The sequence below is a fragment of the Pokkaliibacter sp. CJK22405 genome (assembly GCF_046614695.1).
Taxonomy (GTDB): Bacteria; Pseudomonadota; Gammaproteobacteria; order Pseudomonadales; family Balneatricaceae; genus Pokkaliibacter.
The window spans coordinates 1-24001 of the sequence record NZ_JBKKHQ010000018.1 but is presented as its reverse complement, the minus strand read 5'-3'; the positions used below and the strand labels follow the sequence as shown (position 1 = coordinate 24001).

Sequence of the window (24001 nt, the reverse complement as noted above, 5' to 3'; positions counted from 1 at the left end):
TCCGTCAGCAGTACCTTTACGTTGACGGTTGCCAACACCAACGATGCGCCGACCAGCACTGGTATCAGCAACCAGACAGCTACTGAAGATGCCGCCTTTAGCTATACCGTGCCGGCAAACACCTTTAGCGATGTGGATGTGGGCGATACCCTCACCTACTCCGCCACCCTGGCCGGTGGTGGTGCGCTGCCCAGCTGGCTGAGCTTTGATGCGGCGACCCAGACCTTCTCCGGTACGCCCACCAACGCTAACGTCGGCGCTATCAGTGTGATGGTGACGGCAACTGATGGCGCTAACGCCAAGGTCAGCAGCACCTTTACGTTGACGGTCAGCAATACCAACGATGCGCCGACCAGCACTGGCATCAGCAACCAGACCGCGACGGAAGACTCCGCCTTTAGCTATACCGTTCCGACCAACACCTTTAGCGATGTGGACGTGGGCGATACTCTGACCTACTCCGCCACGCTGGCCGGAGGTGGCGCACTGCCCAGCTGGCTGAGCTTTGATGCGGCGACCCAGACCTTCTCCGGCACGCCCACCAACGCGAACGTCGGCGCTATCAGTGTGATGGTGACGGCGACTGATGGCGCTAACGCCAAGGTCAGCAGCACCTTTACGTTGACGGTTGGCAATACCAACGATGCGCCGACCAGCACTGGCATCAGCAACCAGACCACCACTGAAGATGCCGCCTTTAGCTATACCGTTCCAACCAACACCTTTAGCGATGTGGACGTAGGCGATACCCTCACCTACTCCGCGACCCTGGCCGGTGGAGGTGCGCTGCCCAGCTGGCTGAGCTTTGATGCGGCGACCCAGACGTTCTCCGGCACGCCCACCAACGCCAACGTCGGCGCTATCAGCGTGATGGTTACCGCGACCGATGACTCCAACGCTTCAGTCAGCAGTACCTTTACGTTGACGGTTAGCAATACCAATGATGCCCCGACCAGCACGGGCATCAGCAACCAGACCGCGACGGAAGACAGTGCCTTTAGCTATACTGTGCCGGCCAACACCTTTAGCGATGTGGACGTAGGCGATACCCTCACCTACTCCGCCACGCTGGCCGGAGGTGGCGCACTGCCGAGCTGGCTGAGCTTTGATGCGGCAACCCAGACGTTCTCCGGTACGCCCACCAACGCCAACGTCGGCGCTATCAGCGTGATGGTGACGGCGACTGATGGCGCTAACGCCAAGGTCAGCAGCACCTTTACGTTGACGGTTGGCAATACCAACGATGCGCCGACCAGCACCGGAATCAGCAACCAGTCCGCTACTGAAGACAGTGCCTTTAGCTTCACGGTACCAACCAACACCTTTAGCGATGTGGACGTGGGCGATACCCTGACCTACTCCGCCACGCTGGCCGGTGGGGGTGCGCTGCCGAGCTGGCTGAGCTTTGATGCGGCAACCCTGACCTTCTCCGGTACGCCCACCAACGCGAACGTCGGTGATATCAGTGTGATGGTCACCGCCACCGATGGCTCCAACGCCTCGGTCAGCAGTACCTTTACGGTGACGGTTAGCAATACCAACGATGCGCCGACGACTACTGGCATTGATAATCAGACGGCAACTCAGGATGCAGCCTTTAGCTATACCGTTCCGGCCAATACTTTTAGCGATGTGGACGTAGGCGATACCCTGACCTACTCCGCGACACTGGCCGGTGGGGGTGCACTGCCCAGCTGGCTGAGCTTTGATGCAGCGACCCAGACCTTCTCCGGCACGCCCGCACTTGCGGATACAGGCACACTGAATATCACAGTGATGGCAACCGATATGGCCACCGCCAGCATCGGTAGCAGCTTTACTCTGACGATAGCCCGCTCTGGTGCAACATCCCCTATTCCCGAGTTTTTGAATAATGGAACCGAACCAAAAGAGACTACGGTGCTGGTGACACCAGGCACCTCGGTACAGCTACCTACGCCGATCGTGATCAATTCTCCCTTCACGGCGGCAGCACCCGATAGCATTAGCAGTAATATCACCCGTCCTTTCGTCTCGGGCGCTCCTGTTGTTGTGACCACCCTTGGTGCTCAGGTCTTTAGCGGCACCACCTCGAATGCGGGCGGGCCGGGCATTGCCACAAACACCACAACAGGTGCTATTTTTGCAGGAAATGTTTCAGGTGCGTTCTCCACCCCAGGCGCTGGCCTCACGCTGGGTCAGGCACGCGATGCCAGCACCCTGGGCGGTTTCTTTGATGCCGGTCGTGGCCTTGGCGGCGGGCTGGGAGGCGGTATGGGCAATGTGATGGGCGGAACCGGCATCGGCCTTGAGAATGGGATCTTCACGGTATCCATGAATGATGCGCCCTTCACTCGCAGCTGGGATCAGGACGGATCTTCGACTATTGATGAACAGCCAGCGCTTGCAGCTTCGGTCGAAGGCTTTGTAGTCTCAACTCAACGACAACTCAGCGCTATGAATCAGCAACATGAGGCCAGAATTGCGCAACTGGCTAACGCTCTCGTCGACTTACAGAATCGCGGATAATCTTTGAATGGAATTTTCAAGAATGACTCTAGCTCATCGTTACGCTGATACCTCAAAGCCTTCCGGTAGCCGCAAGCTACTGGGACTAAGCCTTATCGCTCTGATGATCAGCGGTTGTGCCGTGAGCACTGAACCGCTGAATAACCACCAGACCCTGCAACGTGCCAAGCAGGACATGAGCCAGATGTACCTGAATCAGGAACCTGTTTCTGGTCCCATTACTCTGCATGAAGCCATGGCCCGCGCCCTGAAATACAACCTGGAAGCCCGCTTGAAACTGATGGAGCAGGCACTGTCCGAGCGTCAGCTGGATGTTGCCAGCTTTGACATGCTGCCTCGTGTGGCGCTGGAAGCAGGTTATACCGGCCGCAATAACATTAGCGCTTCCAGTAGCAGAAGCGTGCAAACCGGCACCCAGTCTCTGGAGCCCTCAACCTCACTGGATAATGATCGTGATGTTGCAGACCTGACCATGGTCTGGAACGTACTCGATTTTGGCGTGAGCTATGTTGCCGCCCAGCAGAAGTCTGATCAGCGCTGGATTGCCGAAGAGCAGCGCCGCAAGGTCGTTCAAACGGTCGTTAATGATGTACGCTCTGCCTACTGGCGTGCCGTAGCGGCAGAGCGTCTGCTAAGCAAGATCGATAAGCTGCTGGACCGCGTTAATGCCGCCCGTCGCTCCAGTGAGCGCATGAGCAGCCGTAGCATCGGCGATCCGGTCGTGGCGCTGAACTATCAGCGCACCCTGATTGAAACCACCCGCCAGCTGGAACAGCAGCGCCGTGCGCTGTCTCTGGCCAAAACCGAGCTGGCGACCCTGATGAACCTGCCACTGGGTACGGATTATCAACTGGCGATTCCTAACCAGAAAAACCTGCCTGTGCCGCAGCTGAATGTGGACTTCAATACGCTGGAAACGGCCGCTCTGATTTACCGTCCTGAACTTCGAGAGCAGGATTACAAAGTCCGCATCAGTGCCGCCGAAACCAAAAAAACCCTGCTGCGTATGCTGCCTGGTCTCGAAGTGCAGGCGGGCGGTCATTACGACAGCAACTCCTTCCTTGTGAACCAGAGCTGGGCGGATCTTGGGGTCAAAGTCACCTGGAACCTCTTTAACCTGATTTCAGGCCCAAGCGCTCACCGCGCAGCCGAAGCCGGGGAAGCCGTGGCGGAAGCCCAGCGTAAAGCCTTATCTCTGGCGGTATTGGCGCAGCTGTATGTGGCCAACGCCAATTACTCCGAAGCTATTCGCCAGTACAAGACCAGTCAGGAACTGCGCGATATTGACGACAAAATTCTGGTACAGCAACGCAATCGCTACCGCGTACAGAGCATCGGTGAGCTTGATCTCATCAGGAGTGAGCTGAATGCCGTCACCGCGGACCTGCGTCAGGATCTGGCCTATGCGGATCTTCGCAACAGCTACGGTCAGATCTTCTCAACGGTTGGCCTGGATATGCTGCCCAAAACCCTACCCTCCGCCAGTGTTGCCGATATCAGCAAGGCAATCGCATCTCAGGAGCAGAAGTGGCAGCAAGGTGACCTGAGTGATCTCAAAGCCGCCGTTAATGCGCCGATGAAATAACACTCTTCGCGCGTTATGCAGTCACAAAAAAGCCCCGAACATCGGGGCTTTTTCTATGGCAGGTGTGGGGACTCAGCTAAAAGTCATCTCCGGCACATGATCAGGGACAATCAGCTTACCCGCCGTTTTACTGACAATTTCCTCAACAGAAACTCCGGGAGCACGCTCTTTCAGAATGAATGCGCCGTCTTTGATCTCCAGATAAGCCAGATCTGTCAGCACTCGTTTGATGCAACCGGCACCCGTCAAAGGCAGTGCGCATTTTTCCAGCAACTTGGACTCGCCATCTTTGGAGGCGTGGGTCATGGTGACGATGATGTTTTCCGCGCCAGCGACAAGGTCCATCGCTCCACCCATACCTTTGACCAGTTTTCCGGGGATCATCCAGGATGCAATATTGCCTTCCTGATCCACCTCGAAAGCCCCCAATACCGTCAGATCCACGTGACCACCACGGATCATGGCGAAAGACTCTGCGGAATGGAAAATGGAAGCGCCGGGAATCGCAGTGACGGTTTGCTTACCGGCATTAATCATGTCGGCATCCAGCTCCTCTTCCGTCGGAAAGCGGCCCATACCGAGCAGGCCATTTTCAGACTGCAGCATGACCTGCATCCCGTCCGGCACATAGTTGGCCACCAGTGTGGGGATGCCGATGCCCAGGTTTACATAAAAGCCGTCTTCAAGTTCGCGGGCGACCCGCATTGCAATCTGTTCGCGTGAAAGTGCCATGGTTATGCCTCATCGTTAGCGTCAGGAGCGTCAAGGGAGAGTTAGGCTGACAGCGCACTCAGCGCTCGGTCAGGGTGCGCTTTTCAATGCGCTTCTCGAAATTGCCCTTGATCAGACGGTTCACATAAATGCCGGGAGTATGAATCTGCGCGGGGTCCAGTTCGCCGGGCTCAACAATCTCCTCAACTTCCACCACGGTGATCTTGCCTGCAGTCGCGGCCAACGGATTAAAATTCTGTGCGGTATGGCGGTAAATCACATTGCCATAGCGATCGGCTTTCCAGCCTTTCACGATGGCAAAATCACCCACAATGGACTCTTCCATAATGAAATGGCGACCATTAAATTCGCGTACTTCTTTACCCTCACCGACTGGCGTGCCGTAACCCGTCGCCGTGTAAAACGCCGGGATTCCCGCACCGCCGGCACGAATCTTCTCTGCCAGCGTCCCCTGAGGCGTGAGCTCGACTTCCAGCTCACCATTGAGCAACTGACGCTCAAACAAGGCATTTTCGCCCACGTAGGAAGAGATCATTTTGCGGATCTGACGATCCTCAAGAAGAATACCGAGACCGAAACCATCGACGCCGCAGTTATTCGAGACCACCGTGAGATCTTTTACTCCCATGGTCTTGATCTGGGCAATCAGATTCTCAGGGATACCACAAAGACCGAAGCCGCCTGCAATCACGGTCATGCCGTCCTGCAAACCCGCCAGAGCTTCTTCGTACGAGTGAACGACCTTATCAAAACCTGCCATAACCAGTTCCTATTCGGGATGACGGACTGTCATCGAATGTCAGGAGGGAGCGAGCGCCAAAGACTGCTGCAGCTTGCTGCTAAATTTCTTATCACTGCTAGTTGCTAACGTCAGGAGGCTAATTCAAGCCTGACGTGGCTTTACCATCCTGACTCAGGCACATATATTTATCCAATTTGAATTTTCTAATGATTCATTTGGAAAACCAATAAATCATGATGACGATCAAACAGCTGCGCGCCTTTGTCGCCGTTGCCGAAACCCTGAGCTTTGCCGATGCCTGCGAGCGCGTCTTTCTGTCTCAACCCGCGCTGAGTCTGGCGATTAAAAGCCTGGAAGATCATGCGGGAGGCCGGCTGTTTCGTCGCACCACACGCAGACTGTCCCTGACGCCTGAAGGTGAATCCTTCTTTCCCGTCGCACAGCGCCTGATTGCTGACTGGCAAGCGGCTGAGGATGAGCTTCACAATCGCTTCACTCTCAAGAAAGGCAAGGTTGCCATCGCTGCCATGCCCAGTTTTGCCAGCAATCATCTGCCGCACCTGCTGCATCAATTCCGACAAAAATTCCCGGATATCACTATCGAAGTGCATGATGTGATTGCTGAACAGGTCGTGGAGATGGTGAGTAAAGGTCGCGTTGAACTGGGGCTTTCCTTTGAGCCGCCGACGCAAGAGGCTCTGAGCTTTGTTCCGCTGTTTGAGGATGCCTTTATTGCCTTGCTGCCACCGGATCATGCTCTGGCAAAACAGCAGATCATCACCGGCCAGTCATTATTTGCCGAGGATTTCATCACCCTGCAGCGACCTTCCACGGTACGAACTGTCATTGAGCAGCAGGCCGCGCAGCTCAATCTTGCCCCGCGTATCGCTTTTGACAGCCACCAGCTCTCCACCGTCGGCAAGATGGTGGCAACCGGGTTGGGAGTTAGTATTGTGCCCGCCCTTTGCCAGCAGCAGATGGAAGAGCTTGGGGCCGTCTGCCGCCCGCTGACCGATCCGGATATCCGCCGTAACGTAGGAGTGATTACCCGCGCCAGCATCAGCCTTTCAGCCGCTGCCGAGGCGATGCGATCACTGGTGATGGCCGCCTACTGATTTCTGCCATTGGGGCAGCCAATAAAAAAGCGCCCCTGAACTGAAGGCGCTTTTTACTTAGTTTTTTACACTGAGGCGTTACACGTCACCGAGGTTATCCTCTTCCACGGCCACTGCCATACGCTCCAGCAGATCCGGGATGGCAGACTGCACACGGCTCCAGCTGGGGATGAAGGGCTTATCGTGCGGGTTATCAAGGAAGACGCGACCGGCTTCCATCAGGTTCTGGGCAAACAGCTCCACAGCTTCCTCTTCGGCATGGCGATCGACTTTCAGGCCATTCATGGTCGCATCGTTGTAATAGGTTTCGATCAGATCCAGCGCCAGACGGAAGTAAGTCGCCTTGATAGTACGGAAGGATTCCTCACTGATCTGCACACCCAGCGTCGCCAGTTTGCGATAAATCGCCTTGGCGATATCCAGACTCATGCGGTCAAGGCCGCCACGGTTGGCATCTTCTTCACCTGCCAATGGCTGGTGCTTGTGATCGTAGGTATCGGCGATATCCACCTGACAGAGCCGCTTGGTGGAATAGTTACGGTGCACTTCTGACAGCACGCCGATTTCCAGCCCCCAGTCACTGGGAATACGAATATCGTTCAGCACATCAACGCGCATGGAAAACTCACCGGACAGCGGATAGCGGTAGCTGTCGAGGTACTGCAGATACGGCAGGTCACCGTAGATCATACGCAGCGCACGAATCAGCGGCGTCACCATCAGTCGGCTGACACGACCGTTTAGCTTGCCTTCAGCAATGCGGGAGTAGTAGCCCTTACAGAACTCGTAGTTGAACTGGGGGTTAGCCACCGGATAGATCAGACGCGCCAGCAATTCACGGTCATAGGTGACAATGTCACAGTCGTGCAGCGCTACCGAACGGGAGCGGCCAGAGGCCAGCACATAACCAGAGCAATACCAGACATTACGGCCCTTCCCCGGCTCCAGCGGCGCCAGCCCCTTGGACTGTAGCTCATCATCAATGGCTTTCAGACGGGGGCCGTCATTCCAGAGAATACGGTGATGTTGCGGCAAACGCTTGAAGAAGTCGCGAGCGAACAGGAACTGGTCACGATCCGCGCGGTCAAGACCGATCACGATTTCAGAGAGATAAGGTACCTTGGTCAGGCAATTGACGATGTTATCAAGCGCGGGGCCTTCCAGCTCAGAAAACAGCGAAGGCAGGATCAGACTCATGGGACGACGACGGGAAAACTTCACCAGATCGGCTTCCAGAGCCTCAACGGGACGTCGCGTCAGATTATGAAAGTTGGTGATGATGCCATTCTGATAAAAATCACTCATTGCGAAACTCCCAGGCCGTGCGCCAGCCAGTACTCCACCCCTTCAACCCAGCCCGCCGGACCTTCGGCGCGGGTGACATAAAGTCGTGAAGGATCATCCATGGTTTGAGGAAGGTCAGGCTGATAGACAGCCCCGCGAATTAACACCCCGGTACGGGCCGCTGCCAACATTGGCAGATCATTAGCGCCGTCGCCGAAAGCCAGGGTATGCGGCTGCTGGCCAAAACGCTGTTCAAAGCGCCCCGCCAGCCAGACCAGAGCTACCCCTTTACTGGTCTTGCCGGTGACATGATAAAAACGTCCGCCGCGGGTCAAAGCCAGACCCTGATCGGCCAACGCCTGTTGAAACATCGCCAGTCCCTTTGCATCGCCATGCCAGAGCAGCGGCTCGGAAGCTTCACGGGCATGCGCCTGCCGCGCTTTATCCATGGGCAGACCTGTGGTTTCTGACACGCCGGAAACGCCCATCTCAGAAAAGCCGGTAAAGTCGATTCCGGGGCGTCCTTTCATGGTGGAAAGCACCTCAAGAATGCGCTCGTAACTGGCACCAAGCACAATGCGTGTCCAGCCATCACTGCTCTGATCGGGATCAGCCATCATCCGCCAGGAAGGCGGTAGAAGGACAAGTCCGCCGTTCTCAACCACGCAGGGCATCTCTTCGAGCCCCAGCTCTTCACGCAGGGTGGCAAGTTCGGCGGCGGTTTTGCTGGTGTTGGGAATCACCGGAATACCACTGGTACGCAGGTTATCCAGCCAAATGGCCGCGGGTTGCCAGTCATAGGAATGATGATCCAGCAAGGAGCCATCGAGATCCGTCAGAATCATCAAATTGTCCGGTAATTGCACGGTCACTCCTTGTGTCGATACCCCAGGTGTTGCTGAAAAACCCGGCGACATAGCGCCGGGCATTCTTACGCTCCGCTTTCAGGTAGCGTCTCCCATGGGTGATGCAGGTTCAGTGCCACAGCGTCTGACACGCTTTGCCGCACTGCCTGATCACCGGACAGGACTTATAGACTAATCAATGAGTTAGACAAACTAATACCAAGGTTTACCAGCTTTAGAGGCAGCCTTCAACATAACTTACCGCTGGCTCAAGGCCGCTTCGGATCTTGGTAATCACGCCATGACTCTCTTCCATGACCAGGCTGTGCTGCTTGTCGACACCGGAAAACACCAGATAGTGGGCGTCATCCTCATACTTGTGCGGCAGGATTTTCGGGGTTGGAGCTAGGCTTTTGGGGTCTGGCACTTTGGTCCCCACGGTCACGCCCACCACGGTAGGAATTCCCTTGCCAACCTCGGCACGGGTGATGATGTCGTTTTCCACCATAAAGCGGGTTTCGGGCAGGCTTTCAATGCGGATGTAATGACAGGCGGGGTCAGGCGAAAGTGATTCATTCTCGGCATGAAAGCCCAGAGTCTGCTCAAGCTCACCGACCGTCATACCAAAGCGCACCGGGCCATAGCCTTCGGTGGTCAGAATCGGCGTGGTGCCGGAAGCACTCAGTGGCACACCGTCACTGCCTTGAGCAGCAGGCGCATCAGGTTTGAGGGTGGTATCGGCTTTGTTGACCGGCGTTTGCTCATCCGGTGACGGGGTTTGGCCAGCGCAGGCGGTAAGACTGACCAGCAGGCAGGAAAACAGCGGCGCATGTAGACATTTCATAGGAACTCCTTTCCAGTTCAGTCGCCCCGATGCGTGAGGATAAGCCTTTGCTTGTCCTATCTTGTGAACCGCTCAGGGCTGACTGCCACGCCTTATCTACTGACTGCCGCGAGAGAGTTCATCAAGCCCCAGAGTCTGTCTGAGTGTTTCTGCCAGGGTTTTAACACGCTCCACTTCGGGGGTGCCGTTACAGCCGGTGTAATACGTCACCTTAGTGAGCTGCTGGTCGACGAAGGCAGATATTTCAACGGTCGGCGCATCGGTACGATAGTGTCCGCACGCAGCAGGATTGGCCGGAGTAATGGCCGCAGGCAGGCTGGAGAACTGGGCCTGAACCAGCGCCGCCCTGACCTGATCAAAGGCGGGTTTGCCGAGGTCGCGGTGATTCACCCCTTCGGTCGCCGAATCCTCGCCACCGGAATACACCAGCTCACCAAACTCATCGATTACCGCATGAAATTGCGGGCAGGCACCGTAACAGGCACCACTGCTGTAACTCAGGGTTTCAGGGGGAGTTTCTTCCGGCGTCGGCCGGTAACCACAGGCAGTTAATAACAGAACCAGAACAGCACAAATTCCCAGGCGCATTGTCGACTCCTTGAACCGGGCAAATCATCTCAACGAGGCGTCCGGTGTTCGGCAAAGCCCCGCCGTGGCTATTTGGGGTCAGACGAGTCAGATAGCAAAAAATCAGGATCAAATCATGCCGAGCGTTGCTGCAGAGCCTGCAATACCGCCAGTGCATTGTCGCCCTCACCGGCAGGCACGAAAATATGGTCATGATCGGCCCCCGCCACCACATTACAGCTGATATTTGCTTCGCCCAGCGCCCTGGCAAAGGCCGCGGTCAGGCCCACAGCTTCAAGGGCAGAGTTCACCTCCAAAGTAATCCACTCACAACGAAACATCGGGCTGATCCCCAGTGCCGATGCCTCGTGCTCGGGCACAATCAGGGTCGTTGCCTCATGTTCGCGCATCATCATGAGGGTTGAAGCGGGAATCGCAGCTTCATGAGGTACCCGGGCATAGACATAAACACCCGCATTCAATCGCGGTGACATGGAGCGCAGTAGTTCATCCAGCGCCGTCACCGGACCGGTTTGGGAAGGTACAGCAGATACAGTCATCGATTGCCTCATTGATTTACGACTATGAACCCAGAGTACATGCCAGCACTCTGGCAGAAAGCGGAAAAAGTGTAGCCAGCATGCCGGATTCAGGCGAATCAAAGCTGCTAATGGCCAACAGGCAATCATGGCGGAGGGAAGTCACCGGGGTAATGCCAGCGGCCAGATAAAAAGCGGGCCAGCACAAGGCTGACCCGAAGTCGCGCTAAGAGTAACTCATGATCATGCAGTGCCCTCAGACAGCACCGCGTGTGAAGGTGCAGGCGACGGCGGAGAAAGCGACCGCCGCACCTGCTTCACTGACCGTTATCCGGCGACACTGGAGTGTTTTGCATCGGCGGGTCTGGCGGAATCCGTTGCCGCATGTTGCGATGAGGCATCGGTTTTTTTGCTATCCGCCGAGATATTGGGCGCGCTGTAAGGCGGCGCTACGGGCTCTGCCGTTGGCGAGGGTTGCCCCTTGTCGGCTTCCCCCGTGTCAGACCCCTTCGCCGCGTTGGCTGTTGCTGGCTGGTCTTTCTCCAGCTTGGCAAGCGTCATGCCCTGCAGCTCCTTGGCGATGTAGCTGCTGAACTTGAACCAGGATTTCTGGTCTTCCCGACGGATAAACCAGTTGTCCTTGTCCAGCGAGCGGATCGTGTAGCGATAGGCTTTATCCTGAGTGGCCATAGTGGCGCTGAAGCCATCGCTCTCAGCATTGAGACGCGCGGTTTGCTTGTCATCTGCCAGAGTGATGATGACCAGCTCTTTCAGGTCATTGACCAGCGAGTCCACCTTGGTTTTATCCAGCGCCACATCAGGATGCTGTTCTTCCTGCCACTGCCCTTTTTTGTAGCTCAGTGTCAGGTCGGGCAGAGTCACCATGGTGGGCTGAGCAGTCACTTGCAGCATTTTCTTGTCGAGCCACTCATGGGGGTCTGCAGGCGCCTGATAGCTGTTAAAGCTCAGGTTCATCACATCCTTATCCCCTTCACGGCGACCGTAGACATGGCCGTAATGGGGCGAAGTCCCCAGATAAACCACTGCATCGTCCTTATCGCCGTTTTTAAGCTCGATCTTGCGCTCGAAGGATTTCTCAGCAACCTTGAAGCGTTTTTTCGCCTCATCCGAGGTGGCCGATGGCCAGCCCGGATGCTCGTCTGCGAGCTGGTTCAGCATGGTCTCCAGCTGCTGCTGATTGGCTGGCATACCCAGCTCTTTGACCTGCCATTGCTTATCCTTCTGAATCAGGTGAGTGCTTTGCTTGCCATCAGAAATCACCACCTCGGAAATTTTCCCGGGCTTGAAGCTGAGCCATGGCCCCTGATTCGCGCTGTCATTGTCCGGCCAGTAAGCCGCCGCGACCAGCCCTGCCTGTACCAGCAAGGCCACGGCCAACACCGGCACCAGCTTATTCACCCGGAGTTTCCTGCCTGCAGAAGGCATGTTCATGGATGTGTTGCTCTGGGGCTTTTTCATGCCTGACCTCCTAACAGCAGAGCAGAGTAACGGTGCAGTCGACGACGTTGACGTACACGCACCACCACGAAGATCACCAGCACCAGCGCCATGGCCAGGAAGTAGTTCAGGTACTCCACTTCCTTGCGTGACGTATCACTCATGGCGGGCAGCGTGCGGCTGTTAACATCGCGGGCACGAATGGACAGCAGACCATCATCTTCCACGCTCCAGTCCACCGTGTTCTGCAGCGCCGAGAGTGAGTTGGTGTAGTGGCTGCCGTTGGCGGAGCCCAGAAGCTGCATCACCTGGTCATCCAGCAGATGGTTGGATGCAAACAGAATCAGGCGGGCGGAATCCGGCGAGCGGCTGATGACGCCAGAGTAGGAAGGCCCTTTTTTCTTGGCATCCTTACCGGCACCCTGTTGTGGGTCAGGCGTATTCGCCACTTTGACGTTCTTGCCTTTGCCCTCATCCGCAGAAGCTGTGCCTTTACTCAGCAGCGGATCTTCCTTATCGGCGTAGTAGGACGGGAAGCTGCCGGTCACCACCATCGCCAGGGGCTCCTGCTTACGATCACCTTCAGGGGTGAAAGGCACGGCTTCGCCATTACGAACCTGCGGTAGTACCTGGGTTTTATCCGACAGCCAGGCATCCTCTGAACTGCTGGCCAATACCTGTACAGAGCGGTCCTTGTTCAGCTTCTTGTCGATCTGGATGGGGGATGCCCATGGGAAGGTCAGCTGAGACAAGCCTTTCAGAATCGGCAGTTTCTCGTTCATTTCCTGCGGACGCACATCGACAAAGTACGGATAGTTCATCTGCACCCATTCCTGCACCTGCATGCCACCGAGGCTGCGGTTTACCGGCATGGGGAAAGGCGAGTTCTGCGGGTCCATCACCAGATCATTCTCAAAGCTGATACCGTAGCCTTTCAGCCAGTCTTCCAGACCGGACTTATGCTTACTGGCATGCAGCCCCTGCTGATCGATGCTGACTTCATAAGGTGACGTACTGAGCAGCACCGTACCGCCCTTCATCAGATACTGGTCTATGGCAAAACGCTGTTTGTCATCCAGGTTATCCGGCGCCATCACCAGCAGCGCTTCCGCGGCAGCAGGCACCACACCGTCTTTCAGGTCGGTATCAATCACGTTGTAGTTCTGGGACAGTTGATCCTTCGCCTGCTGGAAACTGGTGCCACCTCCCATGGGATTATAGGCAGGCGTCACCAGCGCCACGCTGTGCATCAGCCCCGTACCAAAATGTTTAACCCCGGTTTCCACCATGGTATCGATACCTTTGGCATTAAGGTTTGCCGGCAATTGCAGCGGCATGCCCTGCTTGCCATCATCCAGCGTCAGGTAGAAGTAGAACGGCGTGGTATTGACCAGGCTCGCCATCATGGGTTTGAAGCCCCACTCTTTCTTCATTTGCGCAGCGGCGCTGGCATCCTTGTTGGGATCAACCCAGGTGATATTGAGCTTGCCGTCCGCTTTTTTGGAGAGCGCCTTAAGCTCATCGGTCAGTTGCTGCCGAAAACTCACCAGCTGTTGCGGCAAGGTACTGTCATCTGACACATAGGCCGTCAGGTTCAGGTCATCCGGCAGGTTTTTGTAGAGATCACCTTTGGTCTGATAGGCATAAAGCACGCGTTTGATGGCGCGGGTCATGTCGTATTCAGGATTGCGCAGACTAACATCAACATTGCCGTTGGTACCGCGCTGCATATCGATGAAGTCCTTATAGGACAGGGTCTGGAATTCACCGCCGTAGCTCACCACCACGTTAAAGTACGCATTCACGACAGAGGCCTGATAACGCCCGGAAACCTGGAAAGGCACCGGCTTAATGCCGTAGTTGCTGGCCGCCTCTTCCGCCGCTTTCTGATCCTGAGTGGGGTCAATAAACTCAACCCGCACCTTGCCCTTACCGGCCACTTCATACTCGTGCAGCAGGTCTTTCAACTGAGGCACCAGTGGCGCGAGCAACGGATGGGTTTTCTGAGAGAAATACGCCTTGATCACCAGCGGCTCATGCAGGCGGGAAAGATAGTTGTAGCTGACGTCACTCAGGGAGAAGCGATTGCCCTGGGTCATGTCCAGACGCAGCGACGTCAGAGGCGCCAGCCAGACATTCGCCAGCAGCAGGTTGATCACGACCAGCGCTGTGCCACGACGCCAGAGCGCATGGTGATGACGATCCCCCGTGGCAGCCCAGCGCTCACGCTCCAGCCCCCAGAGATTCAGGCCGAGGAAGATCACTATCAGGCTCAGGTAGTAATAGAGGTCACGTACATCCAGCACACCACGGGCGATGGATTCAAACCGTGAGCCGGTGCCCAGATCCCGCAGGATGCTGGCCAGCGGCTCGGAGGTCAGATCCGTCAGCATCGGCGAGCCAAGGAAATACAACACCCCACCGACAAGGACAGTCAGCATCAGGCTGACAATCTGGTTCTGGGTATGAGCACTGATGAAAAGACCCAGGGCAATATAAGTACCGCCGAGCAGCAGCGTTGCCAGATAAGCGGACCAGACAGGGCCCCAATCAATGGGGGACATCAGGTTAACAGTGATGGGCAATGGTAGCGTGAGTACCAAAGCCAGCGCCAGCAGCACGATACAGGCAAGGAATTTACCCAGCACAAACTGCCAGTTAGCGACCGGCAAGGTATGCACAAACTCCAGAGTGCCGGTTTTGCGTTCATCACTCCACATGCGCATGGTGAGCGCTGCCGAGAGGAAAATCAGCAATACCGGCATCCATTCAAACAGAGGCCTGACATCTGCCAGATTGCGGGCGAAGAAGGCATCACCCCAGAAGAAAACAAAGAGGCTGATGGCAGCAAAGGCCGCCAGAAAAAGATACGCAATGGGCGATGCGAAGAACTGAAGCAGCTCTTTTTTTACGACTGCACTCAGAGCCTTAGGCTGCATGGCTGACCTCCCGACCTTCGTTCACTTCGCGGAACAGGCTTTCAAGGTCGCGCCGTTCAGGACTGAGTTGATACGTCTGGGCGCCTTGCTGATGCAGCACGCTGTTTAGCGACGCCGCCAGTTCATTAACGGTTTCACTCGATAAGCCGGACTCCAGATGCAAGCGGTAATCGTAGCGGTGTTGCTGACCGCTGGCTGAGACAGAAGCATGATCCTGCACCAGCTGGTCCTGACGGAAATTCAGACCTGAGAGTCTGAGCTGCTGCCACTGCGCCGGCGCCAGTGAGGTGGACACCAGTAACGCCCCCGCCTGACGCAGGTTTTCAAGACGCTCATCCAGCACCATTTCACCTTGGCGCATCATCAGCACCCGGTCACAAATAGCTTCGACTTCCTGCATGATGTGCGTCGATAGCACCACCGTGGCATTCGCCGACAAGCGCTTAAGCAGTGTTCGCATCGCCTGGGTTTGCTGAGGGTCCAAACCGTTGGTTGGCTCATCGAGAATCAGCAATCGCGGGTTATGCAAAATAGCCTGCGCCACGCCCACGCGCTGCTTATAGCCTCGGGAAAGCGTCGCAATCGGCGACAGCACCTTGGCTTCCAGTTCCGTATCACTGATGGCCCGGCGCACCGCCTGCAGGCCTTCCTGCCCTTCCAGGCCACGAAGCCGCGCGGTAAATAACAGATAGTCCGCCACCGTCAGATCAGGGTAGACCGGCAAATTCTCCGGCAGATAGCCAATATGGGATTTCGCCTGCGAAGGCGCTTCATCGAAGGGTTGCTGGTTAAACCAGATCTGCCCGTCCGAGGGCTCCAGATACCCTGTAATCATCTTCATGATGGTGGTTTTGCCGGCACCGTTATGGCCGAGCAAACCCACAATTTCGCCATGACCAATTTCGAAGGACACGTCCTTGACTGCGACAAAGTCACCGTAACGACGTGAAAGGTGCTCTACCTTTATCACCGTTTCACTCCTTAACATCCTCAACGCGCAGCTCTGCTGTTGTTATCTGAGCTGCATGAATGAAAGAACCTATGTGAGGGCTTAGAGGGAGTCGCCTGCTGTGGGTTCCCCACGGGCAACGAAGAGATAAAAAGATTGAAGGAACTTGAGAAAGGCGCCCAAGTGTGTGGAAATAGTGACCGAACAGGGTGAAGACTGTGCAGGGTTATTCCCTGACCCATGAAGGTGACGCCTTAAAATGAACAGACCTGACCAGAATGTGAAAACAACCGCGCGCCGCACTGTGGCTGCGTGGGTGTTCCTGTGCATGATGGCGAGTCTTCTGCTGAACCAGCCCCTGACGCTTGCTAATGCCGCAGTGATGTCATTCACCAACACCATGAAGATGGAAAATGCGCCTGGCACCTCCAACCTGATGGATTGTCACAGCGCCTCGAATTCAAGCCCGGCAGGCAATCCTTTCTGCGCCAGCCTGTCGCAGGAAGACAGTCATCACGATTGCTGCGTGGTGGTCGTCTCCCTTACAGCAACCGGCTTTACTCACGAATTTCCCCTGACCGATGCGGCAAGGCGACCTGCTGCCCTGCCCGCGTTGGTCGATCCGCCAACGGTGCGTCGTTACCGCCCTCCCATCCTGAACAGCTGAAGGCCGAACGCAGGATTCCGCCATCAGGGTATCGCCCTGTGCGGACTGCTCTTCAGATAATCATTTGATTCAGGACAAGACCATGAAAAACACCACGTTGACTCGCACCTTTTCTGCCGTGAAGGCGGCTCACTCCGCGCGTAAAGCAACTGCCGCCGTCGCGTTACTGCTCGGGCTTGCCATTAACGCTCACGGGGAAACCCAACCTCTGGAGGTCTACAAAGACCCGCAGTGCGGTTGCTGCGAAGGCTGGATGAAACACGCGCAAGCGCAGTCACTGCCGTTAAAGCTTGTGCCTTCCGCCGATGTGTTTGCCAAAAAAGAGGCACTGGGGATACCGCCGGCGGCACGCTCCTGCCACACCGTGGTCGACCCACAAACCGGCTATATCTTTGAGGGACATATCCCCGCCAAAGTCATCGCCCGCTTTATTGCCGAGAAACCTGACGCCAAAGGACTCGCCGTATCAGGAATGCCATTAGGCAGCCCCGGCATGGAAATGGGGGATCGATTTATGCCCTACGATGTATTAGTGCTTAACCACGATGGCAGCACCGAAATCTATACCCATATTGGTAGTGCGCAAGAGCAGCTTTAAACCAAGACTCCAACAAAAATAAAAAAAAGGCTGTCTTACGACAGCCCTTTTTGTCCATTGAATTAACTCGCCTTCGCTAGCGATTGCAGTCTTTCCAGAGCTTTTGCCAATTTTGCCATGCCCATATCAATCGTCGCTTCATCCACGCAACTGTAGCTCAAACGCAGGGTGGAGGTTTCTGTCGCATCGACATAGAAAGGATGGCCAGGAACAAAGCAGACATTGTCTTTCACCGCCTCATCGAACAATGCCATGGAAGAGATGCCCTCTGGCAGCGTCATCCATAAGAACATTCCGCCTTCAGGTTTGGTGACCTGTACGTTCGCCGGGAAGTAACGCTCAACGGCCGTCAGCATGGCCTGACGCTGACGACCATAGACTTCACAGATCGTCGCAATGTGCGCATCCAGAGATTGCTGAGTCAGGAAAGTATGGAGCACTCGCTGCGCATGATTATTGGTGTGCAAGTCAGCCGACTGCTTGGCGACGATCACTTTGGATGCCAGCCACTCAGGCAGAACCATCCATCCCAAACGGAACGCTGGTACGACGGTTTTCGAGAAAGTACCGAGCATAACGGTATTGTCAGGCGCCATCGTGGCAATAGGCGGTAGAGCCTCTCCGCTGAAGCGCAGCTCCGCGTATGGATTATCTTCAATCAGCAACACATCACGCGCTTTGATCAGCTCAGCCAGTGCCTGACGCTTGGCCAGACTGTAGCTCAGCCCGGTGGGGTTCTGGAATGTAGGCACGGCATAAAGCAGCCGCGAACCGGATGTTTCCAGTGTCTCGGTCAATGCTTCCAGATCAATGCCATCGGCCTGCAGAGGCACAGGTTTAAATACGGGCTGATACATGGAGAAGGCCTGCAGCGCGCCCAAATAACTTGGGTCCTCCACCACCACCTCATCGCCTTCATTGATCAGCACCTTGCCGAGCAAATCCAGCGCCTGCTGAGAGCCATTGGTAATAACGATCTGCGCCAGCGCAATACGCTGACCGGTCTGGGCAAAATGACGCTCCGCAATAAACTCACGCAGTGGCCGGTAGCCTTCCGTTTCGGCATATTGCAGCGAGGCTTTGCCCTGCTCGGCCATGACCGTAGCCGAAGCTTGGTTCAGCCCGTCCACCGGGAAGAAGTTCGCATTGGGCAAACCGCCAGCGAAGGAAATCATCGCAGGGTTACTGGCAACTTTCAGAATTTCACGAATAAATGACGGTTTGATCTGGCTTATGCGATCAGCAAAAAAAGCTTTCATTAATGGTTCCCCAATTCACAACGCGGGCCAGGCAGGCCCATGGATGCTGGAATTTGTTGCGGGAGAAAAAGGACGATCCGTCCTTAGGAGGCTGGTCTGGCTTTTGGCGGGAACAAGCGGTGCCGGCAACAAGAACTCCTGATCCTGCCTTAAGCAGCGAGAGACAGCCAGCAAACTCAATGTTGCGATGAGGATGCCAATTGCTTTGCAGCTTTCTCCAAAAAACTGACTTATCTGCTGCTCAGCAAATGCAGTCCAAACAGGGCAAAAATACCGCCCGCCATGCGCTCGACCCAGTGTTTGGTATTGAGGTAAGCCCGGGACAACGCCTTGGATGAAAACACCAGAATCACCAGACTGTACCAGCTAAAACTGATGGTCATCATCAGGGCAATCACCGAGAACCCCAGAGCAGGCGCTGGGTGAGGTGGCAGCAAGGTCGCAAATAGGCTGCTGGTAAAAATCGCCGCTTTTGGATTCGCCAGATTGGTCATAAGCCCCAATGACATATTCTTCCAGCATTGACTGCGCCAGTGTCCCTGCTCTGAAGTCACGTCCATTTGTAGTGGCACTTTATGAAAGCTGGAGCGAATCATGCGAAAGCCCAGGTAGAGCAGATACAGCCCGCCGCCCATCTTGATGGCAACAAACAGCCAGGGGGCCGCGACAAACAACAAGGTCACCCCTAAAAAGCCTGCCAGCCCCCAGATAAAGGTACCGCAGGTGATGCCAGCGGCAACTGCCAACGCCTGCCAACGACCTGAGGCTGCACTGGTTTTTGCGGTGATGAGAAAATTCGGCCCGGGGAGCATCACGGCCATAATCCACATACTGGCCACAGCGATCAGGGTTGATGTCATATCAGGCCTCACAGGCGCTATTGAGAAAATCCGGATGAGTAGCGTTATACCGCTTCCCAAAGCAAGTCGCCCAGCGAGCCTTTTGGCAGAAGCTGGGCATCCATCAATACGAGTGTTTTCAGGTAATCAAAACGTTCCTGCTGGGTGCTATCCAACGGCAAACGCTGCAGATTCTGCAGACATTGCCGTGCCATCTTGAGTCGCTTTTCACGCTGATACTGGGAATCGCGCACCGCTTCAAGGTAAAGCTGTGCCGCACCTAACAAAGCATCGGGATGACGCGGATCTATCCGCAGAACCTGCGCAAAGAGCTGCATGGCACCGCTGGCATCACCACGTTCATAGGCGTAACAGGCTTGCGCCAGCATGGAGTCGAGCCGGTTTCTGTCGTGCATCATGCTGGGGTCAGAAGGCACATTCTGTAGCCAGCGTACAGGCGTATCACCGGGGATGGTCCAGATATTCAGGTTTTCCAGAGAAACACCGTGCATTTGCGCCAGCGTGGAGGCCTCCTTGGCAAAGCGCTCGGCCATGTGCGGCTGACGTGCGCCATCGTAGAAGCGGCTTTTCAGCAAGGCGCTTTCAACCTGCAGGGTTTCATCCTGCTGGAAAACACGGGAGGCCTTACGCAGGGTGGACTCCATCTCGCGTTCCAAATCCTGCCAGTTCTCACCGGATTCAACCCGGTGACGGGCGACATCCACCAGTTGCAAATAGGGATGTTTAGTCTCGTATACGGAGCCCTCGCCGAGCTTGATAGCTTTTGATAACGCGGGAGCTGCCACAGCCCAGTCATTTTGCTGAAAGGCACAGTAGCCAAGGCGCTGATAACGCAGTGGATTGAGCGGAGAGACGGAGACGCTCTGCTGAAGCAGGTAGCGCGCCTTGAAATAGTCGCCACGCTGCATTTCGATCTGAATCAGCTGATCATAGGCCGCCAGTAAAAACGGATTCTGACACGCCAGCTCAGCCAGTAACTCCAGCGCCGCATCAAACTGACCTTCCTGCCCCAGGCAATAGGCCTGCATCAACACCGCTTCACGGCGCCCAAAGTGCTGGTAAATATGAGAAAACACCCTTGCCGCCTGAAAATAGCGGTGATGGCTCATCAAAATACGGCCCTTCAGCAGATGCACCGCGCAATAAAAAGGATGGGTCGTATCAAAGTGATCGCAGAGATTCAGAGCTTCTTTGACATTTTTTTCTTTCAGTGAACGCCAGATGGGCTCCAGCGCGGTTTGTCGCGCATCCAGCAATGCCAGACGATGGCGAAGATCACGGGCAGAAAAAGGTTTGGAGAGGATATCGTCAGGATAGTTATCGATAGCGTGGACGATAAGGTCACGCGAGGTATCACCGATAAGCAGAATCCAGGCGGTGGTTTCAGGCAGGAGCCCCTGATAACGCGCCTCTTCAAGCAGCTGAATACCGCTGATTTTGTCCGTCTCGTTGTGACTGATGATGACAAAATCAAAGTGCTGATGCTGGATATGACTTAATAACGCCGTGGTCGGCGGCAGGGTTTCCAGATGTTCTATCCCCAGATCGCGCAGCATGGTTTTCATGGTAAAACGCATGTTGCCGCTACTGTCGACGAACAGAACCTTTTTCTTTTCCAGCATCGCGGTCTTGAAACTCAGGTTTAAGGACTAAGCCAGCATAGCGGCCGGCAGGGCATTTCCTCAAGCCCCGACAACAATAAGCTTACGACAGCGCCGCAGAGAACCTGCCTGCCAACTTCCTGCCGTAGCTACAGTTGCGACTTTGGATGCACAGTCGCTGGCTTGAAACTGCGCTATAGTGGCGGAAAAAAGAGACTCCTGCGCCATGAGTACCGCCTATATCAGCCACGATGACTGCGCCTTGCATGATGTTGGCCCTGATCACCCGGAAAGCCCACAGCGACTGATCGCTATTGGCCATCACCTGCAGCGAAGCGGCCTGATCAGCCAGCTACAGGCTCATCGAGCGGTTTCCGTGATGCCTGAACAACTCGCGATGGCACATACACCACAGCACCTGAGCAAACTGCAAAAGCTCGCGCCGAAAGAAGGTATCATCTGGGCGGATGACGATACCGTGCTCTGCCCTGAGTCACTGCACGTCGCGGCGCTGGCGGCAGGGGCAGGCATTCTGGCGACCAACCGTGTTCTCAATGGCAAAAATACCAATGCGTTTTGTGCGACGCGTCCTCCCGGCCATCATGCGGAACATGATCTTCCCATGGGCTTTTGCCTCTACAACAATGTGGCCATCGCCGCACTGCATGCGTTACAGCATGAATCGGTCTCACGTGTTGCCATTCTGGATTTCGATGTTCACCAGGGCAACGGTACCGTCGACATCTTCAAAGATCAGCCCGAAGCGCTGTTTTGCTCGACATTTCAGCATCCGTTCTATCCAGGACGCTTCAACGACATTGATCGCCCCCATCTGGTGAACTGTCCCCTGCCCGCTTTCGCAGACAGCGATGCCTTTCGTCGTGTGATTATGGAGCGCTGTCTGCCCGCCATCGAGGCTCACAAACCCGATATGATTTTTATTTCTGCCGGGTTTGATGCCCATCAGGAAGACCCAATGGCAGATATGCGCCTTACCGATGAGGACTATTACTGGGTGACGCGGGAACTGGTACAGCTAGCCAACAAGCTCTGTAACGGTCGGATCGTCTCTATGCTGGAAGGGGGTTACAACCCTGATGCCTTAGCTCGCTCGGTGCATAGCCATCTGGAAGCCTTACTTGGTTACTAAACCTTCCGGGCTTTGCTTCAGACACAAAAAAAGCGGCTATTGCCGCTTTTTTATTTAACCTTTTCAGTCAAGCTCAGGCGCTATAAACGCCAACGTTCTCATGACCGGCATCATGCAAATACAGTGCATGCAGCTTACTCATCACACCCCGGTCACAATAGAGCAGGTATTGCTTATCACTATCCAGCTCAGAGAAGCTGGTAGCCAGCTTATAAAAAGGAATATGGACAACCTCTTTACCCGGCAGATCAAGCGGCTTTTTCTCTTCTTCGGTCGGATGGCGGATATCAATCACCACGGCATCCTCTCGGACTTCAAGCTCATCCAGTTCGGCCTGCGGCTTGAGATCTTTCAGTACCTGATCGATCTTCATAACCTCTGAACGCTCAATCGCACGCTGGATCATCTCCATATCCAGCTTGGCCTCTTCCGCCAGAACTTTATCAGGACGGGCTTTAACCGTTGGGCTGACAGAAATAACACCGCAATATTCCGGCATCGAGGAAGACATCTCGTAGGTGCCAATTTTACGCGCCTGATTGATGATGTCCTGTTTGTCAGAAACGATTAGCGGACGAACCACCAGACGATCACTGGCGTTATCAATCACGTTCAGGTTAGTGAGGGTCTGGCTGGAAACCTGTGCCACACTCTCACCGGTTACCAGTGAGCCAACATGCAGGCGAGATGCTACACGGTTGGCAGCACGCATCATCATGCGCTTGAGGATAACTCCCATGTGAGAATTGTCGACTTTCTCAAGAATCTCGCCGACAACCTCATCAAAGGGAACAGAAACGAAGTACACCTTGGCGACAGAGCCGTACTGCTTCCAGATGTAGTTAGCAATCTGGCGAACACCAATCTCATGCGCTGAGCCGCCCAGATTGAAGAAACAGAAGTGAGTCTTACAACCTCGCTTCATGGTGAGATAGGTCGCGACCGCCGAGTCAAAACCACCAGACATCAGCGACAGCACATCTTCCTGTGAACCGATCGGAAAACCACCCAGGCCCTCCTTACGCTCTGTCTCCACCATAAATTTCTGGTGGCGAACTTCCAGACGCACCTGTACATCAGGATTCTTAAGGGATACACCAGTTGCTTCCGTCAGTTGCTTCAGTGCACCACCAAAATGGCGCTCAAGATCCAGGGAAGTGAAATCGTGAGTACCCACACGCTTAACGCGCATGGCAAAAGTTTTGCCCTTCAGACGCTCACGGTTAACAGCCAGCAAAGGCTCCAGCATGTCGTCGATGGTCGTCAGAGGGAATTCCAGCACTTGCTGATAATGGGCAATACCTGGCGTGCGGCTTAGTACATCTGCCACCTGCTCGGCTTTCAGACCGTTCTCCGGACCGGTGATATCAATAAAGTCCCAATGCGCGGTCACTTCACAGGCGTGCAGCTGCTGCGCTTCCGTCAGGAGTTTAAGTTCGGCGCGTACGTTCGCAGCAAGACGTTTGCAAAAACGCATACGAACGGAACGGCTTTTGATGGTGATTTCCGGGAACAGCTTGACGATAAACTTCATGGTCGGCCACAGGCTAAAACGAAAGGCCGGCATTGTAGCAAATCAGGAACGATGACGCAGGAAAAACCCTGTCAGGACAATGACAGATCACGCCGGCAAGAAATAAAAAGTTCTGGGAAATGAAAAGATAACGCAGGAGGGGCATCTTTGGCGCGCTCGAGAGGATTCGAACCTCTGACCGCCTGGTTCGTAGCCAGGTACTCTATCCAGCTGAGCTACGAGCGC

Annotated in this window: 20 protein-coding genes and 1 tRNA gene; 6 read left to right on the top strand and 15 right to left on the bottom strand. The window is 55.3% G+C overall.

Features of this window, described 5'->3' with window-relative positions; translation table 11 throughout:
• Window positions 1-2508: putative Ig domain-containing protein (locus ACKC9G_RS14115; RefSeq protein ID WP_411406476.1), on the top strand; the 2508-nt coding region annotated here is incomplete at its 5' end.
• Window positions 2509-2530: 22 nt separating this feature from the next.
• Window positions 2531-4093: a TolC family protein gene (locus ACKC9G_RS14110; RefSeq protein ID WP_411406474.1), complete on the top strand. Its 1563-nt coding sequence runs from the start codon at window positions 2531-2533 to the stop codon at window positions 4091-4093.
• A gap of 72 nt (window positions 4094-4165) precedes the next feature.
• Here ACKC9G_RS14110 and ACKC9G_RS14105 read toward each other — a convergent pair whose 3' ends face one another.
• Together ACKC9G_RS14105 and ACKC9G_RS14100 are read right to left on the bottom strand one after the other, a co-directional pair.
• Window positions 4166-4825 (bottom strand): CoA transferase subunit B, encoded by a 660-nt coding sequence (locus ACKC9G_RS14105; protein ID WP_411406472.1) that lies wholly within the window; start codon window positions 4823-4825, stop codon window positions 4166-4168.
• A 58-nt stretch (window positions 4826-4883) separates the two neighbouring features.
• A complete protein-coding gene (locus tag ACKC9G_RS14100; protein WP_411406470.1) occupies window positions 4884-5585 on the bottom strand; it encodes a CoA transferase subunit A in 702 nt (233 codons plus the stop codon).
• Between the two features lie 215 nt (window positions 5586-5800).
• Between ACKC9G_RS14100 and ACKC9G_RS14095 the strand changes: the two genes are divergently transcribed.
• Window positions 5801-6682: a LysR family transcriptional regulator gene (locus ACKC9G_RS14095; protein ID WP_411406468.1), complete on the top strand. Its 882-nt coding sequence runs from the start codon at window positions 5801-5803 to the stop codon at window positions 6680-6682.
• A gap of 78 nt (window positions 6683-6760) precedes the next feature.
• Here the strand turns inward: ACKC9G_RS14095 and ACKC9G_RS14090 are convergent, their stop codons facing one another.
• The 8 genes from ACKC9G_RS14090 to ACKC9G_RS14055 all read right to left on the bottom strand — a co-directional run bounded on the left by ACKC9G_RS14090 (window position 6761) and on the right by ACKC9G_RS14055 (window position 16128).
• Window positions 6761-7987, bottom strand: coding sequence for a glycosyl transferase (locus ACKC9G_RS14090; protein ID WP_411406466.1), 1227 nt, complete (start codon window positions 7985-7987; stop codon window positions 6761-6763).
• Window positions 7984-8832: an HAD-IIB family hydrolase gene (locus ACKC9G_RS14085; protein WP_411406464.1), complete on the bottom strand. Its 849-nt coding sequence runs from the start codon at window positions 8830-8832 to the stop codon at window positions 7984-7986. Before ACKC9G_RS14085 ends, ACKC9G_RS14090 begins: the two co-directional genes overlap by 4 nt.
• Window positions 8833-9046: 214 nt before the next feature.
• Window positions 9047-9655 carry a hypothetical protein gene (locus tag ACKC9G_RS14080; RefSeq protein ID WP_411406462.1) on the bottom strand — a complete coding sequence of 203 codons (609 nt, stop codon included), beginning with the start codon at window positions 9653-9655 and terminating at the stop codon, window positions 9047-9049.
• Window positions 9656-9751: 96 nt separating this feature from the next.
• Complete coding sequence (locus tag ACKC9G_RS14075; protein WP_411406460.1) at window positions 9752-10243, bottom strand: DUF6438 domain-containing protein; 492 nt, start codon at window positions 10241-10243, stop codon at window positions 9752-9754.
• A 113-nt stretch (window positions 10244-10356) separates the two neighbouring features.
• A complete protein-coding gene (locus tag ACKC9G_RS14070) occupies window positions 10357-10782 on the bottom strand; it encodes an ACT domain-containing protein (protein ID WP_411406458.1) in 426 nt (141 codons plus the stop codon).
• Between the two features lie 306 nt (window positions 10783-11088).
• Window positions 11089-12240: a DUF4340 domain-containing protein gene (locus tag ACKC9G_RS14065; protein WP_411406456.1), complete on the bottom strand. Its 1152-nt coding sequence runs from the start codon at window positions 12238-12240 to the stop codon at window positions 11089-11091.
• Window positions 12237-15158 carry a Gldg family protein gene (locus ACKC9G_RS14060; RefSeq protein ID WP_411406454.1) on the bottom strand — a complete coding sequence of 974 codons (2922 nt, stop codon included), beginning with the start codon at window positions 15156-15158 and terminating at the stop codon, window positions 12237-12239. Before ACKC9G_RS14060 ends, ACKC9G_RS14065 begins: the two co-directional genes overlap by 4 nt.
• Complete coding sequence (locus ACKC9G_RS14055) at window positions 15148-16128, bottom strand: ABC transporter ATP-binding protein (RefSeq protein ID WP_411406452.1); 981 nt, start codon at window positions 16126-16128, stop codon at window positions 15148-15150. The genes ACKC9G_RS14060 and ACKC9G_RS14055 overlap by 11 nt, the downstream gene beginning before the upstream one ends.
• A 238-nt stretch (window positions 16129-16366) precedes the next feature.
• Here ACKC9G_RS14055 and ACKC9G_RS14050 point away from each other — a divergent pair, with 238 nt between their 5' ends.
• The gene (locus ACKC9G_RS14050) at window positions 16367-16774 is read left to right on the top strand and encodes a hypothetical protein (protein ID WP_411406450.1); all 408 of its coding nucleotides are present in this window, start codon (window positions 16367-16369) and stop codon (window positions 16772-16774) included.
• A gap of 82 nt (window positions 16775-16856) precedes the next feature.
• Complete coding sequence (locus ACKC9G_RS14045) at window positions 16857-17372, top strand: DUF411 domain-containing protein (protein ID WP_411406449.1); 516 nt, start codon at window positions 16857-16859, stop codon at window positions 17370-17372.
• Window positions 17373-17434: 62 nt separating this feature from the next.
• On the opposite strand, the gene ACKC9G_RS14040 is transcribed toward ACKC9G_RS14045, so the two are convergent.
• The 3 genes from ACKC9G_RS14040 to ACKC9G_RS14030 all read right to left on the bottom strand — a co-directional run bounded on the left by ACKC9G_RS14040 (window position 17435) and on the right by ACKC9G_RS14030 (window position 21113).
• Window positions 17435-18631, bottom strand: coding sequence for a PLP-dependent aminotransferase family protein (locus ACKC9G_RS14040; protein ID WP_411406447.1), 1197 nt, complete (start codon window positions 18629-18631; stop codon window positions 17435-17437).
• Between the two features lie 230 nt (window positions 18632-18861).
• Window positions 18862-19491: a LysE family transporter gene (locus ACKC9G_RS14035; RefSeq protein WP_411406445.1), complete on the bottom strand. Its 630-nt coding sequence runs from the start codon at window positions 19489-19491 to the stop codon at window positions 18862-18864.
• A 44-nt stretch (window positions 19492-19535) separates the two neighbouring features.
• Window positions 19536-21113: a tetratricopeptide repeat protein gene (locus ACKC9G_RS14030; protein ID WP_411406443.1), complete on the bottom strand. Its 1578-nt coding sequence runs from the start codon at window positions 21111-21113 to the stop codon at window positions 19536-19538.
• 205 nt (window positions 21114-21318) lie between these two features.
• Between ACKC9G_RS14030 and ACKC9G_RS14025 the strand changes: the two genes are divergently transcribed.
• Window positions 21319-22242: a histone deacetylase family protein gene (locus tag ACKC9G_RS14025; protein ID WP_411406441.1), complete on the top strand. Its 924-nt coding sequence runs from the start codon at window positions 21319-21321 to the stop codon at window positions 22240-22242.
• Between the two features lie 73 nt (window positions 22243-22315).
• Here the strand turns inward: ACKC9G_RS14025 and thiI are convergent, their stop codons facing one another.
• Both thiI and ACKC9G_RS14015 read right to left on the bottom strand, forming a co-directional pair.
• Window positions 22316-23776, bottom strand: coding sequence for a tRNA uracil 4-sulfurtransferase ThiI (gene thiI / locus ACKC9G_RS14020; RefSeq protein ID WP_411406439.1), 1461 nt, complete (start codon window positions 23774-23776; stop codon window positions 22316-22318).
• A gap of 148 nt (window positions 23777-23924) precedes the next feature.
• A tRNA-Arg gene (locus tag ACKC9G_RS14015) sits at window positions 23925-24001 on the bottom strand.

Coding starts and splice junctions, on each gene's coding strand:
- ACKC9G_RS14080 (WP_411406462.1), bottom strand. CDS start 9,655: ATGAAATGTCTACATGCGCCGCTGTTTTCCTGCCTGCTGGTCAGTCTT.
- ACKC9G_RS14070 (WP_411406458.1), bottom strand. CDS start 10,782: ATGACTGTATCTGCTGTACCTTCCCAAACCGGTCCGGTGACGGCGCTG.
- ACKC9G_RS14025 (WP_411406441.1), top strand. CDS start 21,319: ATGAGTACCGCCTATATCAGCCACGATGACTGCGCCTTGCATGATGTT.
- thiI (WP_411406439.1), bottom strand. CDS start 23,776: ATGAAGTTTATCGTCAAGCTGTTCCCGGAAATCACCATCAAAAGCCGT.
- ACKC9G_RS14040 (WP_411406447.1), bottom strand. CDS start 18,631: ATGAAAGCTTTTTTTGCTGATCGCATAAGCCAGATCAAACCGTCATTT.
- ACKC9G_RS14105 (WP_411406472.1), bottom strand. CDS start 4,825: ATGGCACTTTCACGCGAACAGATTGCAATGCGGGTCGCCCGCGAACTT.
- ACKC9G_RS14050 (WP_411406450.1), top strand. CDS start 16,367: ATGAACAGACCTGACCAGAATGTGAAAACAACCGCGCGCCGCACTGTG.
- ACKC9G_RS14060 (WP_411406454.1), bottom strand. CDS start 15,158: ATGCAGCCTAAGGCTCTGAGTGCAGTCGTAAAAAAAGAGCTGCTTCAG.
- ACKC9G_RS14090 (WP_411406466.1), bottom strand. CDS start 7,987: ATGAGTGATTTTTATCAGAATGGCATCATCACCAACTTTCATAATCTG.
- ACKC9G_RS14095 (WP_411406468.1), top strand. CDS start 5,801: ATGATGACGATCAAACAGCTGCGCGCCTTTGTCGCCGTTGCCGAAACC.
- ACKC9G_RS14110 (WP_411406474.1), top strand. CDS start 2,531: ATGACTCTAGCTCATCGTTACGCTGATACCTCAAAGCCTTCCGGTAGC.
- ACKC9G_RS14030 (WP_411406443.1), bottom strand. CDS start 21,113: ATGCTGGAAAAGAAAAAGGTTCTGTTCGTCGACAGTAGCGGCAACATG.
- ACKC9G_RS14075 (WP_411406460.1), bottom strand. CDS start 10,243: ATGCGCCTGGGAATTTGTGCTGTTCTGGTTCTGTTATTAACTGCCTGT.
- ACKC9G_RS14100 (WP_411406470.1), bottom strand. CDS start 5,585: ATGGCAGGTTTTGATAAGGTCGTTCACTCGTACGAAGAAGCTCTGGCG.
- ACKC9G_RS14035 (WP_411406445.1), bottom strand. CDS start 19,491: ATGACATCAACCCTGATCGCTGTGGCCAGTATGTGGATTATGGCCGTG.
- ACKC9G_RS14065 (WP_411406456.1), bottom strand. CDS start 12,240: ATGAAAAAGCCCCAGAGCAACACATCCATGAACATGCCTTCTGCAGGC.
- ACKC9G_RS14045 (WP_411406449.1), top strand. CDS start 16,857: ATGAAAAACACCACGTTGACTCGCACCTTTTCTGCCGTGAAGGCGGCT.